At 28.3% G+C, this 18,459-nt stretch carries 17 protein-coding genes and 1 pseudogene; 16 read left to right on the top strand and 2 right to left on the bottom strand.

The genetic code is table 11. The annotated features are described in order from the left end of the window. Window positions 1-173: 173 nt before the first annotated feature. The 3 genes from IMK15_RS02770 to IMK15_RS02760 are packed head-to-tail and all read left to right on the top strand — an operon-like array spanning window position 174 to window position 2,249. On the top strand, window positions 174-896 hold the full coding sequence (locus IMK15_RS02770; RefSeq protein WP_046328855.1) for a methionine ABC transporter ATP-binding protein: 723 nt from the start codon (window positions 174-176) through the stop codon (window positions 894-896). Continuing rightward, window positions 889-1,530, top strand: coding sequence for a methionine ABC transporter permease (locus IMK15_RS02765; RefSeq protein WP_046328854.1), 642 nt, complete (start codon window positions 889-891; stop codon window positions 1,528-1,530). The genes IMK15_RS02770 and IMK15_RS02765 overlap by 8 nt, the downstream gene beginning before the upstream one ends. Window positions 1,531-1,535: 5 nt before the next feature. Beyond that, entirely contained in the window at window positions 1,536-2,249 is a 714-nt protein-coding gene (locus IMK15_RS02760; RefSeq protein WP_285162441.1) for a MetQ/NlpA family ABC transporter substrate-binding protein, read from the top strand. A 43-nt stretch (window positions 2,250-2,292) separates the two neighbouring features. On the opposite strand, the gene IMK15_RS02755 is transcribed toward IMK15_RS02760, so the two are convergent. After that, entirely contained in the window at window positions 2,293-4,254 is a 1,962-nt protein-coding gene (locus IMK15_RS02755) for a hypothetical protein (RefSeq protein ID WP_192941804.1), read from the bottom strand. Window positions 4,255-4,460: 206 nt separating this feature from the next. Between IMK15_RS02755 and IMK15_RS02750 the strand changes: the two genes are divergently transcribed. From IMK15_RS02750 to IMK15_RS02705, 10 genes are all read left to right on the top strand, one after another. After that, window positions 4,461-4,598: a hypothetical protein gene (locus IMK15_RS02750; protein WP_192941803.1), complete on the top strand. Its 138-nt coding sequence runs from the start codon at window positions 4,461-4,463 to the stop codon at window positions 4,596-4,598. Between the two features lie 143 nt (window positions 4,599-4,741). After that, on the top strand, window positions 4,742-5,134 hold the full coding sequence (locus tag IMK15_RS02745) for a hypothetical protein (protein ID WP_192941802.1): 393 nt from the start codon (window positions 4,742-4,744) through the stop codon (window positions 5,132-5,134). A gap of 12 nt (window positions 5,135-5,146) precedes the next feature. Next, the gene (gene rny, locus IMK15_RS02740) at window positions 5,147-6,721 is read left to right on the top strand and encodes a ribonuclease Y (protein ID WP_192941801.1); all 1,575 of its coding nucleotides are present in this window, start codon (window positions 5,147-5,149) and stop codon (window positions 6,719-6,721) included. A gap of 42 nt (window positions 6,722-6,763) precedes the next feature. Then, complete coding sequence (locus IMK15_RS02735) at window positions 6,764-7,543, top strand: TIGR00282 family metallophosphoesterase (RefSeq protein WP_192941800.1); 780 nt, start codon at window positions 6,764-6,766, stop codon at window positions 7,541-7,543. Continuing rightward, window positions 7,540-8,454, top strand: coding sequence for a 50S ribosomal protein L11 methyltransferase (prmA, locus tag IMK15_RS02730; protein ID WP_192941799.1), 915 nt, complete (start codon window positions 7,540-7,542; stop codon window positions 8,452-8,454). Before IMK15_RS02735 ends, prmA begins: the two co-directional genes overlap by 4 nt. Beyond that, the gene (gene cmk, locus IMK15_RS02725) at window positions 8,451-9,080 is read left to right on the top strand and encodes a (d)CMP kinase (RefSeq protein ID WP_192941798.1); all 630 of its coding nucleotides are present in this window, start codon (window positions 8,451-8,453) and stop codon (window positions 9,078-9,080) included. Before prmA ends, cmk begins: the two co-directional genes overlap by 4 nt. Continuing rightward, the gene (alr, locus tag IMK15_RS02720; RefSeq protein ID WP_192941797.1) at window positions 9,070-10,092 is read left to right on the top strand and encodes an alanine racemase; all 1,023 of its coding nucleotides are present in this window, start codon (window positions 9,070-9,072) and stop codon (window positions 10,090-10,092) included. The genes cmk and alr overlap by 11 nt, the downstream gene beginning before the upstream one ends. Window positions 10,093-10,102: 10 nt before the next feature. Beyond that, entirely contained in the window at window positions 10,103-10,660 is a 558-nt protein-coding gene (locus IMK15_RS02715; protein ID WP_046328846.1) for a CvpA family protein, read from the top strand. Continuing rightward, entirely contained in the window at window positions 10,650-11,750 is a 1,101-nt protein-coding gene (rodA, locus tag IMK15_RS02710) for a rod shape-determining protein RodA (protein ID WP_192941796.1), read from the top strand. Before IMK15_RS02715 ends, rodA begins: the two co-directional genes overlap by 11 nt. A 1-nt stretch (window position 11,751) precedes the next feature. After that, window positions 11,752-12,540, top strand: a complete 789-nt coding sequence (locus IMK15_RS02705; RefSeq protein WP_192941795.1) for an RluA family pseudouridine synthase — start codon at window positions 11,752-11,754, stop codon at window positions 12,538-12,540. Window positions 12,541-12,558: 18 nt separating this feature from the next. Here IMK15_RS02705 and IMK15_RS02700 read toward each other — a convergent pair whose 3' ends face one another. Further along, on the bottom strand, window positions 12,559-12,819 hold the full coding sequence (locus IMK15_RS02700) for an HPr family phosphocarrier protein (RefSeq protein ID WP_192941794.1): 261 nt from the start codon (window positions 12,817-12,819) through the stop codon (window positions 12,559-12,561). Between the two features lie 85 nt (window positions 12,820-12,904). On the opposite strand from IMK15_RS02700, the gene dapB reads away from it, so the two are divergent. The 3 genes and pseudogenes from dapB to IMK15_RS02685 form a co-directional block, all read left to right on the top strand. Continuing rightward, complete coding sequence (gene dapB, locus IMK15_RS02695; RefSeq protein WP_192941793.1) at window positions 12,905-13,585, top strand: 4-hydroxy-tetrahydrodipicolinate reductase; 681 nt, start codon at window positions 12,905-12,907, stop codon at window positions 13,583-13,585. A 274-nt stretch (window positions 13,586-13,859) separates the two neighbouring features. Next, window positions 13,860-14,372: a hypothetical protein gene (locus IMK15_RS02690; protein WP_192941792.1), complete on the top strand. Its 513-nt coding sequence runs from the start codon at window positions 13,860-13,862 to the stop codon at window positions 14,370-14,372. Further along, window positions 14,369-18,459, top strand: a pseudogene (locus IMK15_RS02685) (hypothetical protein); the annotation flags it as partial. The gene IMK15_RS02690 and the pseudogene IMK15_RS02685, both read left to right, overlap by 4 nt.

The raw sequence follows: 18,459 nt of genomic DNA, 5'->3' as shown, positions 1-18,459 counted from the left end.
TATATATGAATAATTATGCTTTAACTTTAATGATGATGTACATGTGTAGGTAGCTTGTAACTAAATTTGATTTGGTACAAGCTAATTTGCGTGTGCCAATCATTAAAGAGGTATGATTATTGATTGATGAATCAGGCACACAATTGTGTCTGATTTTTTTTTAGGAGGTAACCATGATAGAGTTTAAAAATGTAAGTAAAAAATATGGAGATGTTGAGGTGTTAAAAGATATATCGCTAAAAATAGAGAAAGGTGACATATTTGGAATAGTTGGCTTATCAGGAGCAGGTAAATCCACATTAATTAGAACTATAAATCGATTAGAAGATATAGATAGTGGGGAATTAACGGTAGATGGTAAGGTTGTTAAAGATTTAAGTGTTAAAGATTTAAGAAAATTTAGAAAAGAAATATCTATGGTTTTTCAAAACTTTAATTTATTAGAATCAAGAACTGTTTATGAAAATGTCAAGTTACCTCTAGAATTAGTTGGTAATGTCGATAAGCAAAAAATAGAAAGAGTTCTAGAATTAGTTGAATTGTATGATAAAAAAGATGAGTATATAAAGAAGTTGTCTGGAGGTCAAAAACAAAGAGTAGCTATTGCAAGGGCATTAATTACTAATCCCAAGATAATTTTATCAGATGAAGCAACATCAGCACTAGACCCCTTAACAGCAAATAATATATTAGAATTATTACAAAGAATAAATAAAAAATTCGGAATTACAATAGTTGTAATTACACACCAAATGGAAGTTATTAAAAAAATATGCAATAAAATAGCAGTTATAAAGGAGGGGCACATAATTGAAAAAGGACAAACGGATGTAATATTTACTAATCCAGAAAATGAATTCACAAAGAAGTTGATAGGAGGTATAAAAAATGATTGATGCAACTTTAGAAACAATATACATGTTATTAGTCTCAATGGTAATATCTTGTTTACTAGGTATACCATTAGGAATATCATTAATAACTACAAGAAAAGGTGGTTTATGCGAAAATAGAATATATCATAGAATACTAGATGTACTATTAGTTAATATTACAAGATCAATACCATTTGTAATACTAATAGTCCTATTAATACCATTATCAAGACTACTAGTAGGAAGATCATATGGAACTACAGCATTTTTAATACCACTTTCTATAGCTAGTGTACCATTTGTTGCAAGAATAATAGAAAATGCAATAAATGATGTAGATAAGGGGCTAATTGAAATGGGACTTTCAATAGGTGCAACACCTTGTCAAATAATATTTAAAATATTAATACCTGAAGCATTGCCAGCTATTATTAACGGTCTAACACTAACATTAATTTCACTTGTATCATACACAGCAATTGCTGGTGTAATTGGTGGTGGAGGATTAGGTAATATGGCAGTCATAGAAGGATATCAAAGAGCAGATCAAAAAACAATGTATCTATCAACAGTGATAATCATATTACTGGTACAAATAATACAATATTTAGGGACAAAAATTGCAAAAACAGTAGAAGAAAGAAGAGGGAGATAATTATGATTAAAAAGATTTTATTATTTATTTTATTAACACTAACATTAGTGTCATGTTCAGGGAAGAAAAACAATACATTAGTAATAGGAGTTTCACCAGTTCCACATAAAGAGATAGTTGAAGCAGTAAAAGATGATTTGAAAAAGGAAGGAATAGACTTAAAAATAGTTGTATTTAATGATTATGTTCAACCTAATTTAGGTTTAAAAGATAAGAGCTTAGACGCTAACTTCTTCCAACATATACCATACATGATTGAATTTGGAAAGAAAAACAATATTGATTTAGTAAGTGTTGGAGCAGTACACTTAGAACCATTAAAACTTTATTCAGATAAATATACAGATGTTAAACAATTACCAAAACATGCTAAGATATTAATACCTAATGATCCAACAAATAAGGCGAGAGCTTTAACATTATTAAAAGATTTAAAGGACTTAGATATTACACCATTAAATGCTGAACAAATAGGTCCAAGATTAAAAGAAGTTGATGGTGCAGTTATTAATACTAACTTTGCTATTTCAAGCAAAATACCTCAAGATAAAGCAATATTAGTTGAAAGCAAAGATTCACCATATGCTAATATAGTAACAGTATTAAAGGGTAGAGAAAATGATGAAAAGATAAAGAAATTAATGAAAGCATTACGTTCAGAAAAAGTTAAAAAGTTCATAGAAGAAAAATATCATGGTTTAATAATACCTGCATTTTAATGAAGCAAAGTGTGTAAGTTTTGAGGCTTACACACTTTATTTTCTATAAATCATATTGCAAACTAATTTTAGTTTTAATGTTGTGTTGTTTGAATTCTATTGGCTTATACATCGTATATGTACTACCTCTTGTAACGTCAAATGACTTCATATATTCATAGCTAAAATCACCTTTAACTGTTAAGTGATCACCAAATTTATTTTCTACCTTTAAATATGGCTTAACATATATGATAGAACCCTTAACTAATTTATCTATTTCATTTTGGTTACCTAATGTATCATTTATACCAAGTTTAGTTGCTCTTCTAAATTGAAAATCATTTTTAATATCAGTACCAAGTTTTAGAGAAAAATTATCCTTTTTGTAATTTATACCAATATCTATACCAGGTGTTAATACATTGTAGTCGTAGAGTTTTAAATCTTTTTTGTAAAATACATCATAGTTGTGGGTAATATATGGTTTAGCTTCAAATATTCCATTTTTGTATAGGTAGCTTAAAGTTAATTCATTATCTAGTGCAAAAGTTTTAAAGAAATTATCTTTTGAAAGGTATAAAGAGTTTTTAAGTTTAAAGTTATTGTAATCTATCTTAGTTACATTTTTTAATTCAAATAGGTTAATTCTTTTTTCTTTTGAGTATTTATCAAAGTATATTGCTTCTTTTCTTTTTTTTATAAAATACATTTTTGCACCTTTTAATACACCAACTTGCCCTTCAATTAAACTTAAATCTTCATTGCTCCAAGTATGTGAAAATTCTGGTAAATGGTTTTCTTTATTGTATATTTCATCAACCTTTAAGTTTTTATCTGCTTGTGTAGGTTTATGCATTGAGTATAACTTGTAAGTTCCTAAGTATTTATGAGCATTTTCAATATATCCTAGAGTGTAATTTAAGTCAGTAACATTTTCAAATGTAAGACCTTTAATTAGAAAGTTAGGCTTTTTGATTTTTTGTTTTAACTTAAATTCGTATTGATTTACTTTACTTGCATATTTTAATTTTTCTTTTTTACTATCAGGTAGTGTATATGTACCTGTATGGTCAAATTTAAACTCCAACTTATATTGCTCTAGTTTTTCATGTTCATGGTCTAGTACCTCATAGAATTTATGAGCTCTGAATTTTTCCTTATTGTAGTCATAAAAAAGAGTTATACTATTTTTGAAATTACGATAATCTTTCAAATTATCAAGTTGGAATTTATTAACTCCACTTAACCCTATTGTAGTGTCTTTGTCTATAGCATAACGTAAATGTACACCTGTATTTAAAATATATGGTGTAAAGTGATTAATTGTAGTTAATCTAGGGTTAAATGTAATAGCAAATTTGTCTTTTATTAAATTAGTATTTTTAATATCAAATATGAAAGACTTATAGTACCTAATATCATCACCATTGTATATGGTTGGAATATATGTTAATGCAAATTTATTCAATGAATTAGGTAAATATTCTACACCAATTTTTGCCTGAAAGTCATTATTTAAAAATACAGGTTTTACCCATTTTTTAGTTATTGGATAAAAAGTATCATGATTATGTTCATGTTCTTCTTCATCTGAATGATCTTCATCAAGTCCTATTTCATCATGTTCGTGTGGTCCATGATAGTGTAAGTGTACACCTGAGTAAAGGTTTTGTAGTTTAGTTTGTTCCTCTAGAAGAGTATCAATTAAGTTATTTTCATCAACTTCAGCATCTATATGTCCTTCTGGAGCTCCTGCATACATTTTTGAGTCTGTAAATACAAAGTTTGTATCTGGAACATGTATATTTTTTCTTTCTCCACGCAACTTAAAAAAAACGTTAAACATACCATGGTTTGTCTTATGATATATTTTACCTTCTATTGGTATGTACTTTATACTTGTAATATCTTTACCAAGTGCCTTTGTTGAATTAGTCTCAAATGATGTTTTTAATTTAATGTGTGTATTATTTGCATATGAGACATGAATAATTAATAAAGCTAATAATATTTTTTTTGTCATTTTCATCTCCTTAATATACAAGAGTTTATCAGTACTTAAAGACAAAAATCAAATATTTTTAGGATAAAAAAGTCAATGTATAAAGGAAAGTAGGTGAATGTTAAGCTATATAGGTTAAAAAGAATTCAGATATATATCAGTTATTTAAAAAAATATATTGATATATCTTACATATTTATATATACTATTAATGAATGGAGGAATATATGTTAAAAAATACCTGTAAAAACATACCAAATGCAAGTACGATAGAGGCAATTAAGGAAGGAAAAAAGATTATGGAAGATCCTACTTCACCTAGGTATTCAAGTATGGAAGATCTTAAAAGTGCATTAGAAATATAATATTCAATAAAAAAGGCTGTATAATATATAGTCTTTTTTGCTTAATAAACTGCATATTTTCTAATATTTTCAACATTTAGCTCTAAATTTTTTATTGAAAAAAATGGCTATATATGTTAAAATCTATTAAAAGTGGAGGTATTGTGAAAAGAATAATAATATCAACAATTTTAATAATGTTATGCGGTTGTACAACAGTTAGTTTAAACCCCATTGAAAAAGAAAAAATTAGTCAATCTTTTCTTTTGACTAAAAATGAATTTATGCTAACTGTAAAAGAAAATCGCAAAAAAGATATACATAAGTTTTTCGTAAATAGTTTTAAAAATAAGATAATAATGAATAATATTGATAAAACTGATTTATCTGATATACTTGTATTTGTTCCAGATAACAAAATAGAAGTTGTATCAAATGATAGAATAAACACACTACTTGTTCTTACATCTGGGATGAATAGTGCGTATTTTGTTGTCGTTTGGACGAAAATAAATAATACATGGAAGATTTTAAACATTTATGAAAAACAAAATTAGAAAGGAGAAAATATGTTAAGCTATATTGTAATAGCAATATTCGCTGTCATATTTCTTGTTACTTTTTTTGTTTCATTAAAATCAATAAAGAAAACATTTGTTCAAAAATATGGTGAACTAAGTGAATTAGAGCTAAAAATAATTGATGCCAAGAGGAAGTTTGAAACAACTAAAAAAGAAGTTGAAAGAGATATTGAAGCGTTTAAAAAAGAAGAAGTAATTAAAGTTAAAGAACAACTTTTAAATACTAAAAGAGAAGCTGATGAAGAAATAAAGCAAATGAAGCATGAAATCAGCCAAAAAGAAGCAAGGATTGCAAAAAAAGAAGAGAATTTAGAGTATAAGAATCAAAAGATAGAAGAAAAAGAAGTAAAACTTGAAAAGCAAAAAGAAGTTTTAATTACGAAGCAAAGTGAATTAGATGAATTGATAAATAAGCAATCTAGTGAATTAGAAAAAATTGCTGAATTAACAAAAGAAGAAGCAAAAGATATTATACTTTCAAAAATGGACGATGAGTTAGAACACGATAAGGCTGTTAAGATAAAAGAATTTGAATATACACTTGATAGAGAAAAAGACAAATTAGCAAAAAGAATTTTATCAACAGCGATAAACAAGTCAGCTTCAGACTATGTAGTAGATGCAACAATTACCGTAGTTGAGTTACCTAGTGAAGAAATGAAGGGTAGAATAATAGGTAAGGAAGGTAGAAATATTAGAGCCATAGAAGCTGCAACAGGAGTAGACTTAATAATAGACGATACACCTGAAGCTGTTGTTTTATCTTCATTTGATGGTGTAAGACGTGAAGTAGCAAAAATAGCATTAGAAAAATTAATACAAGATGGAAGAATACATCCTACAAAGATAGAAGAATTGGTTGATAAGGCTGCAAGTGAAGTAGAACAAGCAATGTTTGATGCAGCAGAACAAGCAATACTAGAAGTAGGTATTCCAACATTACCAAAAGAAGTATTAAAAGCATTAGGAAGATTAAAATACAGAACATCATTTGGTCAAAATGTACTACAACACTGTATAGAAGTATCACATTTAGCAGGAGCAATAGCAGCAGAAATAGGGGCTAATGTTAACTATGCAAAAAGAGGAGGATTGTTCCATGATATAGGGAAGGCTTTCTCACATGAACAAGAAGGTTCACACGCAATAAATGGTGCAGAATTTTTAAGAAAGTTCTCTAAAGAAAGTGAAGTTGTAATAAATGCAGTTGAATCACACCATGATGAAGTGGAACAAAAGAGCATAGAAGCAGTAATAGTTCAAGCAGCAGATGCCATATCAGCTTCTAGACCAGGTGCAAGACGTGAAACTCTAACTAACTATTTAAAGAGATTAGAACAATTAGAAGAAATTGCAAATTCTCATGAAGGTATTGAAAATTCATATGCAATCCAAGCAGGAAGAGAATTAAGACTTATAGTCAGTCCAGAAAAGATAAACGACGATCAAGCTGTTATACTATCAAGAGATATAGCTAAAGAAATAGAAGAAAAGATGCAATATCCTGGTCAGATAAAAGTAACAGTTGTAAGGGAAACTAGAGCTATAGAATATGCAAAATAATAAAGGCAGTCGTATGACTGCTATATTTTTTTGGAGGTATATATGAAATTTTTAATGGTAGGCGATGTAGTAGGTCAACCTGGTAGAGAAGTACTATACAAATTTTTAGAAAAACGTAAAAAGAATTATGATTTCATTATTGTAAATGGAGAAAACGCAGCAGCAGGATTTGGTATAACACCTAAGATTGCTATACAATTTTTTGATAAGGGTGTTGATGTAATAACACTTGGTAATCATACATATGATAGAAAAGAAATTTATTCATACCTAAATGAAGAGCCAAGAATAATACGTCCATATAACTATCATCCACAAAATGCAGGACATGGTTATGTTGTGGTTAATAAGAAGGGTGTTAAAGTTGGAGTAGTTAATTTACAAGGTAAGGTATTTATGCAACCTATACCTTGTCCTTTTGCAAGTATAGATGAGTTAGCACCTAAATTAAAAAAAGAATGTGATGTTTTAATAGTAGACTTTCATGCTGAAGCAACTTCAGAAAAACAAGCTATGGGTTGGAATTTAGCAGGTATTGCAACAGCAATATATGGAACACATACACATACACAAACATCTGATAACAAGATACTTGTAGGTAAGACTGGGTTCATAACTGATATAGGGATGACAGGTGGTCACGATGGAGTGTTAGGTATGAATAAGAGAGAAAGTTTAAAAAGACTAAAAACAGGGTTTTCTGAAAGATATGTACCTTGTGAAGAAGGGCTACGTATTAATGGTATAGAAGTAGTTGTGGATGATAATACATTTAAATGTGTAAGTATAGAAAGATTAGATTTAGGGTACGATGAAGTATGATATTAAAAAAAGTTTTAATTAGATATTACTCAAATAATATGTTGAAAACAAAAAATGATATACTTGAAATTTTAAAAAAATTTGGCATATTTGAATTAGAATTAATAGAAAATTTTAGTGATGATGTATTAGACTATACTGAGAATATACAATTAGTAAATCAAGTATGGGCAATTATCTTCTATTTACCGAATAATAGATTTTTTACAAAAAAATTAAAAATGATAGAAGATGAGATAAAAATAATAGAAGATATCATTTATGAGGTATACACAAGTGAGTTAAATACTGATAGCTATAAGGATGAGTGGAAGAAGAGTTTCCATACAACTAAAATAACTGAAAATATTGTTGTTAATCCTAGCTGGGAAGAGTATGAACAAAAAGACAATGAAATTGTCATACATATAGATCCAGCTATGGCATTTGGTACAGGTACACATGAAACAACTGCTCTTTGCATAGAATTACTTGAAAAATATGCTAGGGGAGATAGTTTACTTGACTTAGGTTGTGGTTCAGGTATACTTATGTTAATAGCTAAAAAACTAGGATACAAAAAGGTTGTAGGTATAGATATAGACGAAAATTGTCTAGAAGTAGTTAAGGATAATTTTTTGAAAAATGATATATCAAGTGGTTATGAGGTGTATATAGGGGATATTAAAAAGTACAGTTTTGAAAAGTTTTCAGTAATTGTATCTAATATATTAGTCGATGTATTAGAAAAGATATTACCTAATATTATACAAAGTATGACAGATAGTACCTACGTCATATTCTCAGGTATATTACAAGAAAAAAAAGACTCATTCATATCTTATGCAAATGAATATGGATTAGAATTAGTAGATGAGAAGATAAAAAATAAATGGATAGGATTAGTATTTAAGTTAAAGGATAAGAGATGATAATAGCAGTTGATGGACCATCAGGTAGTGGGAAAAGTAGTATTTCAAAGGAAATAGCTAAGAAATTAAATATACAATACTTAGATACAGGAGCTATGTACAGATTACTTGCCTTGTATTTAGAAGAAAATAGTTTAGAGTTTAGTAAAGAAGTCTTAAAAGATTTTAACATTAAACAATCAGGTGAAACTTTCTACTTAAACGGGGTAGATGTAAGCAAGAAGATAAGAACAAATGATATATCAAAAAAAGCATCAGATATTTCTAAAATTAAGGAAGTTAGAGAATATATGGTAGATTTACAAAGAAAGATCTCTAAGTCACATTCTGTAATATTAGATGGTAGAGATATATCTACAGTTGTGTTTCCTAATGCAGATTTTAAGATATTCTTAACAGCTAGTGTAGAAGTTAGAGCAAAAAGAAGATTTTTAGAGGATAAAACTCTAAGTTATGATAAGATACTAGAAGATATACAAAAAAGAGATTATCAAGATATGAATAGAAAAAATTCTCCTTTAAGAATTGCTAAAGGTGCAACAGTGATAGATACAAGTCAAATGACTAAAGAACAAGTAATACAAAAGATAATATCTTTAGTAAAAGGTGGTCAAAATGCGTTGTAAGTTAGTTGTAGATATGAGAAAAATCAGAAAAAATGTAGAAAAGATTTTAAAGGTTGTACCAAAAGAAAAATTTATGGCAGTTGTTAAAGCAAATGCCTACGGACATGGATATGAGAAAGTTGTTAGTATGCTATTTGACATGGGAATCAAATGGTATGCAGTTGCAACATATAAAGAGGCAATAAAGTTATCTGATATGGGATTAGACATTAATATATTAATACTAGGTCCAACAGAAAAAGAAGAGTATAAGGAGCTAGAAAAAAGAAAAATACATTTTACTGTAACTAATTTTTCAGAATTAGAATATATAGAAAAAAATTGTAAGTCTTGTCTATACCACATAGCTTTTGATACTGGTATGGGAAGAATAGGCTTTGATAAGGTTGATATAGAGAAGGTCTTAGAAAATTACAAACCTACAGGTATTTTTACACATTTATCTGTTGCTGAAAATGATAAGGAATATACTAAAAAGCAAATAGATTTATTCAATGAAATTTCAGGAAAATATGATATACCATACAAGCACGCATTAAATAGCTATGGAAGTTTAAATATACCAAATGATATGTATGATTTATGTAGAATAGGTATTATCATTTATGGTGGAGACAAGACAAGAGAGTTTGAACAAGCAATGAGCCTTTATGCAAGGGTTAGCTATATAAAGGAATTGAAGTATGATAGCTATATTGGCTATGGGAACACATATTTAGCTAAAAAAGGAGATATTATTGCAACAGTATCTATAGGCTATGCTGACGGTTTAACTAGAAGAATATCTAATAACGGTCAAGTGTTTTTTAATGGGAAGTATTATGATATAATTGGAAATATCTGCATGGATCAAATGATGATAAAGGCAGATAGAAGTATAAAGGTGGGAGATTTCGTAGAAATATATGGTGATAACATATGTATAACAAAGGTCGCTGATGATTGCGATACCATTAGCTATGAAATAATGTGTAGAAACACCGATAGATTAGAAAAAGAATATATATATTAAGGAGGGGTATATGGTTTTTGATATAGTAATAATACTATTAACAGTAGGAATGGTAATATATGGATTGCAAAAAGGTGCCATATTTATGATATTTGATGTATGTCACTTCCTACTATCAATATTTTTAGTGCCATATATACAAGGAATAGTAGAAAACTTATTGGGTAATAAATATGGTAAGGTATTTACATATATTGTTTCATTTGTATTTATCTTTATCGTCCTACATATCATAGTTCGTATTATACACAAATTTTTAGAAACTGCACACTTGGGTGGAATAAATAAGCTGGTAGGGGCATTACTAGGACTTGTACTTTCGTTTGGAATAACTTTTTTTCTAATGACAGTTATGCTATTTATGAGAAGTATAAAAAGTGTTGAAAAGACATTGGATACAAGTCGTGTAATTTACTATGTTTCTATTAACACTAAAAAATTAAATAAGTATTTTCCAAAAACAATAGAAAATAGGTTAGATGAATTTAATTTTAAAAATCAAAATTTAAAATTAAAAGGCGAAGTATATGAAGAGTTAAAAAAGGGTGTAAAAACAAATGAAGATTAATTTTAATATTGGTGAGTACAAGAATAGACTTGCAAAATTAGATAAGTCCCTTATAGTAATAGTATATATATTAGTTACCATAAGCACCATATTTATATATAGTGCAACAAGGTCAGCACATTATGTTAAACAAAACCTATTATGGATATTTTGTGGTACTATTATACTATTTCTATCTGTGTTTATTGATTACAGGGCAACAAAAAAATATATATTTTATCTTTATACTCTAGCTATAGTAGTATTAATTGCAGTAAGATTAGTTGGTAAAAAAACTCTTGGTGCACAAAGATGGATATCTATAGCAGGTGTACAAATACAACCGTCTGAATTTGTTAAGATAATAACAATAATGGTTTTGTCTTATGTAATAATCTCAAAGTTTAGAAAAGGTATAAAAAACTTATTTGATATTATAAAAGTATATCTATCAATACTCCCTATAGTAGCACTAGTTTTACTACAACCCGATTTAGGTAATACACTTATCATTACCTTTTCGTACTTATGTATCCTCTTTTTAAATGATGCAAATATTAAACCACTGCTTGTAATAGGGGTTATTGTCATCTTGTCTGCTTATCCAGTATATCACTTTGCACTGGATGACTATCAAAAAACAAGAATAGAGGTATTTTTGAATCCTGAAAAAGATATTAAGAATAAGGGTTGGCATGTAACACAGTCTAAAATATCAATAGGTTCAGGAGAAGTATTTGGAACTGGAATATTTCATGGAAGTCAAAGTAGACTTAAATTTTTACCAGAACCACAAACTGACTTCATATTCTCAGTAATTTCTGAAGAAACTGGGTTTGTAGGGTCATGTTTTGTAATATTCCTTTACTTTCTATTAATCTTTAATATGTTAAAGATTAGTAGATTAATAGATGATGACTATGGAAGGGTAATAATATATGGAGTTGTTGGAATATTTTTAGGACATACATTGATAAATATAGGGATGACTCTAGGTTTAGTTCCTGTTACTGGTAAAACTTTACTATTTTTAAGTTATGGAGGTAGCTCATATTTAACGGCTTTTATGCTAATAGCATTAGTTGAAAGCGTTAAAATGAATTCAGATTAGTATGGTAATAGATAAAGAAAATGAGAATGTAAGATTAGACAGATTTTTAAAGAATACTTGTAAGAATAATAGTTTAGGTGAGATATTTAAGGCTATACGAAAAGGCGATGTAAAGGTAAATAACAAGAAGAAAAAGCAAGACTATAGACTACAAGTAGGTGATGATTTATATATTTCTAATCTAGACTTTAAACAAGAAGAAAAAAGAGCTAATACGAAAAATATGAAGTGGGTAGTTTACGAGGACGAAAACTATTTGATAATAAATAAGCCAAAAGATGTTGCAATGCATAAAGGTACTGATAACGAACGGGGCTTAGCAGAGATGTATAATATTTCCTTTGCAAATAGGATAGATAAAAAAACTAAGGGCCTAGTTATTGGTTGTAAGAATAAGGTTAGTCTAAGACATGTAACAGAATTAATTAGAAAAAGAGAAGTAAAAAAGACATATATTGCTAAGACTAAAAACAATGGTAAATATGTGTTGGGAGATAAATTTAGAGTAGAGTTAAAATTAAAAACATTTGAGGATAAAGTTAGAGTAGATGAAAATGGACTTTTATCTATTAGTGAATTTGAAGTTATTGATGTTAAAAAGGAGAATATAACATTTAGTGTTAAAATATTAACAGGAAGAAAACATCAAATAAGGGTACAACTAGCTCATCTAGGCATCCCTATTATCGGTGATGACAAGTATGGTAATTACAAAAAGAGTGATGAATTAGAATTAGTTTGTAATTCTATAGCCTTTGACGACTATTTATTTAAAATAAAAAAGCCTTAAAAAAGGCTTTTTAAAAAATTAATCAACAATATTTGATATAAATTCAGAAACACTTTCTAGTGCTTTTTCTTCATCTGGACCATCAGCAGTTACAGTAATTTCTGCACCACTCTTAATCCCTGCTGAAAGAAGCTTTGTTATTGCTTTTGCGTTAAATGAGTTACCATTGTAAATTAATTCAATTTTACTTTCAAATTCTTTTGCTTTTTTAACTAATGCACCTGCAGGTCTTGCGTGCATACCTTGTGGTCCATTGAAAGTTAATGATTTACTAACCATTGTGTCCTCCTAATATAATGCTTTGATAATAAAATAATATAACAGATTGCAAAAAAAGTCAATATGACGAAAAGGAGTATAAAAAATGAAGATTTTAGTGTTTGGAAATGGAGTTATGGCTAATATAGTCAAAGATAGTATACAAAATGAAGATGTTTTTGTTGATATGATAGACCCATTTGATGTAAAAAAAATAGAAAAAGATTTTGATGTTATTATAGATTTTTCTCATCATTTAGCAACAAATACTGTGTTAAATTTAGCGAAAGAGTATTCAAAACCACTGCTAATTGCAACAACAGGACAGAAAGAAGATGAAATGAAAGCTATAGAAAATGCTTCAAAATATATACCTATACTTAAGATGACAAATACTTCACTTGGAGTAAAAGTCTTGAATAAGCTTTCTAAATTAGCAACACAACTATTAGAAGATTTTGATATAGAAATTGTTGAAGCACATCACAATAGAAAAGTTGATTCACCTAGTGGAACAGCACTTACACTTGCAAAAAATATACAAGAGGTAAGAAATTTAAAGATACAAACTAATAGAGTAGGAAAAAGAGAAAAAGATGAACTTGGAATACATAGTGTAAGAGGTGGAAGTATAGTAGGAGAACATACAGCCATATTTGCAGGTGAAGATGAAATAGTAGAAATTAAACATACAGCCCTTTCAAGAAAGATATTTGCTGTTGGAGCAATTAAGTTTGCAAGAAAACTATTAGGTTTAGGGAATGGATTGTATTTTGATGTTGATTAATATAATAGGTTAAAAAAGAATATAATAAAAAAGTGGATATATAATCAGGGTATATATTCACTTTTTTTATTTAGTTAAAAAATGTGACTAATATAATGTAAAATAAAGTTGAAAAATGTGGGGGGGGGGTGGTAATATATAAAAATATTCTTAAAAATATTACAAAAATAAAAAAATGAAATTATTTTAAAAAATATATTGATTTTATATTATAAAAAATAATGACAATTTCAAAAAAAATAAGAATATAAGAATAAAGATATAAGGAGGGAATATGAAAAGATTTTTGATAATGATATTATATTTTTTTAGTTTTTTAAGCTTTAGTGAAAATTATTTAGGAATTTTAAATAATTTTGAAAGAGAAATAAACTACCAAAAAAAAGTAGATTTATACTCTGTAGAATATCAATATGCAGATTTTTTCTTAGTCAAAAATAAATTTAATACAAAAATAGCAGATGAGTTAATATTACTGCTACCAGATGTAAATAAATTGGAAGAAAATAAGGAAAAAATATCAAAATTAAGTGAAAATGTAATAGTATTTTTATTGGATAAAAAAAGTGAAAAGTTAAAAAATAGAAGCATAGAAGAGCTAAAAACAATAAAATTTGATGATAACATTCAATTATTAACTGTACATATAAAAAAAGAAGATGAAGATAAATTAATAGAATTTATGATTAATAATACATTATATAATACAAAATATTTTCAAGATGTATTTTATAAAGAATATAAAAATATAACAAGGTATAACTACATGGAGGTATTAAAAAAATGAAAAATATAAATATAGAGGAAATGAAACGATATTTAAAAAGAACATTAAAGAAAAAAGTAAGGATAACAGTAAGTTTAGTATTTATATTTTTAATGACGAATAGTATAAGCTTGGCAGATATAGTTATTCAAAATGGTAAAGTTGGAGAATGGCATGATATGAACGAAATTCCCAAAGGAAGCGTAGCTTTAAATCCAAAGGGTGATGGAGATGGTAAAGCACAAGTTCAAAAAATGGGACAATATTCAGTTGCAATTGGACAAGGGGCTGAAACAAAGGATAATTCAGTAGCGATAGGTAAGGATTCTCACTCAAATATACCTTATAGTGTTGTAATTGGTTTTAAATCTGAGGGACAAATAATTGAAAGAAATGGATTAACTGAAGAAGAAAAAAAATATTTAGATGATGATTCTACAAAAGAAGGTCAAGCAACAGCAGTTGGTAGTAAAGCAATAGCGGTATCACAAGCGACAGCATTAGGTAATGATGTTTACGCAAGAGGGAGATCTTCTATAGCAATAGGTTCTGATGATGTAAAAACTTATACAAATAAAATTACTGAATATGATGCAGAACACTATTTTAAAAAATTATATAGAGCTATAGATCCAGATGGTGAGAAATATGGATTTAAAGAAGTTAATGGAAAATTAAAAATAAAAGAAGATAAAAAAGGTAATATAATATGGTCTCCAACACTTGCAGAAGGTCATGGTGCTATTGCAATAGGGACAAGATCTATTGCATATGACAATGGAGCAACAGCACTTGGTACACTTGCTTATGCTTTAGGAAAAGAATCTACTGCACTTGGAACTCTTGCAAGAGCAGAAGGGAGATCTTCAATAGCTTTAGGTAATAAAACTGCAGTTTTTGCGAATAATTCAGTTTCTACTGGTAATGAATCACAAGTTATTGCAGATGGTGGTATGACTTATGGATACAGAGCATATGCAGGAGGGAAAGGATCTATAGCTATAGGTTCTGAAGTATATGCAAATACTAAAATGAATTTTGATAAAGAAGAAAGTTTTGCAAATGGATATAATGTTAATAGAAAATTTAAATTAGTAGATTTATTAAAAAACGATTTAAATGGTATAGCTAATAATATTATTAGTCCTAAACCATTAAAAACAGGTGATTATTTTGGGCAGAATCCTAATAAGAATTATTTAGATGAAATAGAAGATCTTATAGAACAAGAACATGGAATAGTTGAAGCAAATAGTCAAGAAAAAAATGGTATAAGTAAAGTTGTTGTAACAAATGGTAAAAATGCAATAGTTATAGGGTCTAGATCAGTAGCTAGTGGGAATAATGCTATCTCACTTGGAAGAGGTTCTTATTCTATCGATAATAATTCAATGGCATTAGGATCATATTCTTACGCTAATTCAAAGAATTCACTTGCAATTGGGACTTCATCAAAAGCATTAGGTAAAAACGGTATAGCTATAGGTGTAGGAACAGGTGTAGGAAGTAATGAAGATTCTACAGGTGAAAAAAAGGGATATAATTCTTTAGCATTAGGTACAGGATCTTTTGTACAAGGTAATAATTCTTCACTAATAGGATCTGATGCTAGAGTTTGGGGTAAAAACTCTTTATCAATAGGTGCTAAAAATGATGTAGCAGGTATTAATAATGTGGCATTAGGTACAGGTGTATTTATACTTAGCTCATCACCTAAAGATACGCATAGTGATGATGCACCAGATCATGTAAGAAGAAAAATAAATGAAATTGCAACATATAAAAATGATACGTCTACTAATCTTAGAAACAATGTTGGAGTTGGAAATAACTTAATTATTTCACCAGGTGTTAGAAATTCTCTTATTTTAGGTACAAATTCTGTTATAGGAGATTATAAAAATGCTAATAATAATATTACAGATTCTTTAGTAATAGGTAATGGAGCTAAAGTTAGAAGAGCAGATAATTACACTGAAAATATGACTGATAAAACAAATGAAGATTATGGACATTCAGGGAATAGATCAATGGCAATAGGAGCTTTATCTGAAGCAACATTAGATAATTCAGTTGCATTAGGACATTCATCAAGAACAGATTATTCAGTATCAGATTTAGAAAAAGAAGGGTGGTCACCCAAAGGTGTACTTTCAATTCCTTCATCAAGTAAAGTTGGGATTTTATCTGTAGGATCTAAGGGAGCAGAAAGAAGAATTTCAAATGTTGCAGCAGGTTATCGTGAAACAGATGCTGTAAATGTTTCACAATTAAGAGCTATAGAAGAAAAATTAAGTCAAAGTGGTATATTAGATGATGATATTTCATTTGAAAATAATATTCATTATCTTGCAGTAAATAAAAAATCAAATGATTTAAAGAAAATAGAAGCTTTAAAGCAAAAAGAAAAAAATTATCAAGAATATATACAATATAAATCACGTCAACTAGAAATTCAGGTTAGAAAAAAAAGAGGAGATAGTATAAATTCTGACTATGAAACAAGACTAAATAATAAAGTTAATGAATTAGAAAAAGATAAAAATAATAGTGCTATACAAAAATCTAAATTAAAGAAAATTATAATTCAAGAAAATAGTGGTAATTTTAATTATGATGAAGAAATAAATAAGATTTATGAGGCTAAAAATGAAGATAAAGAAAATAAAGATAAAGTATTAAAAAATACAGAAAAAAATGAAATAATAGCGTCTAATTTTAATAATGAGGGTGCACAAGGAATAGACAGTATCGCTTTAGGGGTGTATGCAAAAAGCACAGGTACACAAGCTATATCTATAGGCAGAAATGCAACAGCAGGTGATTGGGCAGTTTCACTTGGTGGAAATACAAAATCAGGAAATACATCAGTTTCAATAGGAGATAGAGCAGATTCAAGAGGAACAAAAAATATAGCTATAGGTAATAATGCAAGAATAGGTCAATATAGTTATGAAACAATGGGAATTGGTGCAGAGGAACTAAATAGAAATAATGAAGGAACTAATTCAATTGCTGTAGGAACTCAAGCAAAATCAATTGGGAATTCAAATATTGCTATAGGACAAAATGCTTCAGCAGGAGAAGAAAATAAAAAAATAACACAGGAAGGAAAAAATCTTCAAACAGTACCAAATGCTTCTAATAATAAACATATAGTTAAAGTTGAAGAATTTGGAATAAATAATGCAATTTCTATTGGTAAAGATTCTAAGGCAAAAAAAGATAATTCAATAGCTATTGGATCTGGTGCAATTGTAGAACATAATGATTCTGTTGCAATTGGTAATGGTTCAAAAGCCGTTAAAGATGAAAGTGATTCATATTTAACAAATATTTCTAATACTAATGGTAGAACATTTTCAATTGGTTCAGAAAGTATAAAAAGAAGACTTAAGAATTTAGCTGATGGAAGAGAAGATTCTGATGCTGTAACAGTAGCACAGTTAAAAAGAGTTAATAGTATAAAATTTAAGGGTGATAATAAAATAGAACAAACTTTTGAATTAAGTAAAAAAATTGATATTATAGGATCTACAGATACTAAAGATGATGGAACACCACAAACTTGGGATGGAGATTCTAATTCAGATACAATGCACACTGTAGAAAATGTAAAAACTTTTGTTAGTAAAAGTGGTGATACTCAAAAGATTTTAATAGGTATAAAAAATAAACCTCGTTTTGGAAGTATAAAATTAGGAAATAATGGAGAAGTAGTACTTGGAGTTAATAATGATAATTTGCAACTTAATAACAAAAAAATTACAGGTATTTCTAATGGGGAAGCAGATAATGATGCAGTTGCATATGGACAAGTAAAAAATCCGTTCATTGTAAAAGCAGATATGGCACCTCATAGTACAAGTACTGAAAAGAGTATAGGTTTAGGAAAGACATTAGAATTTACAGGAAGAAAATTTGATGGAACAGCAAAATTTGATTCTTGGACAGTTAATAATGCAGATGCTAGAAAAAATGGTAATTATACTTCAGAAAATGTAGAAACTTTTGTTACACAAGATAATGGTACTGGAAGAACAGGTGTACTTATAGGTCTAAGAAAAGATCCGAGATTTGATAAAGTAACATTGGGTGAATTAGATAA

It is taken from the genome of Sneathia sp. DSM 16631, assembly GCF_014892235.1.
Lineage (GTDB): Bacteria > Fusobacteriota > Fusobacteriia > Fusobacteriales > Leptotrichiaceae > Sneathia > Sneathia vaginalis.
This window is presented reverse-complemented; position numbering and strand designations above follow the sequence as displayed.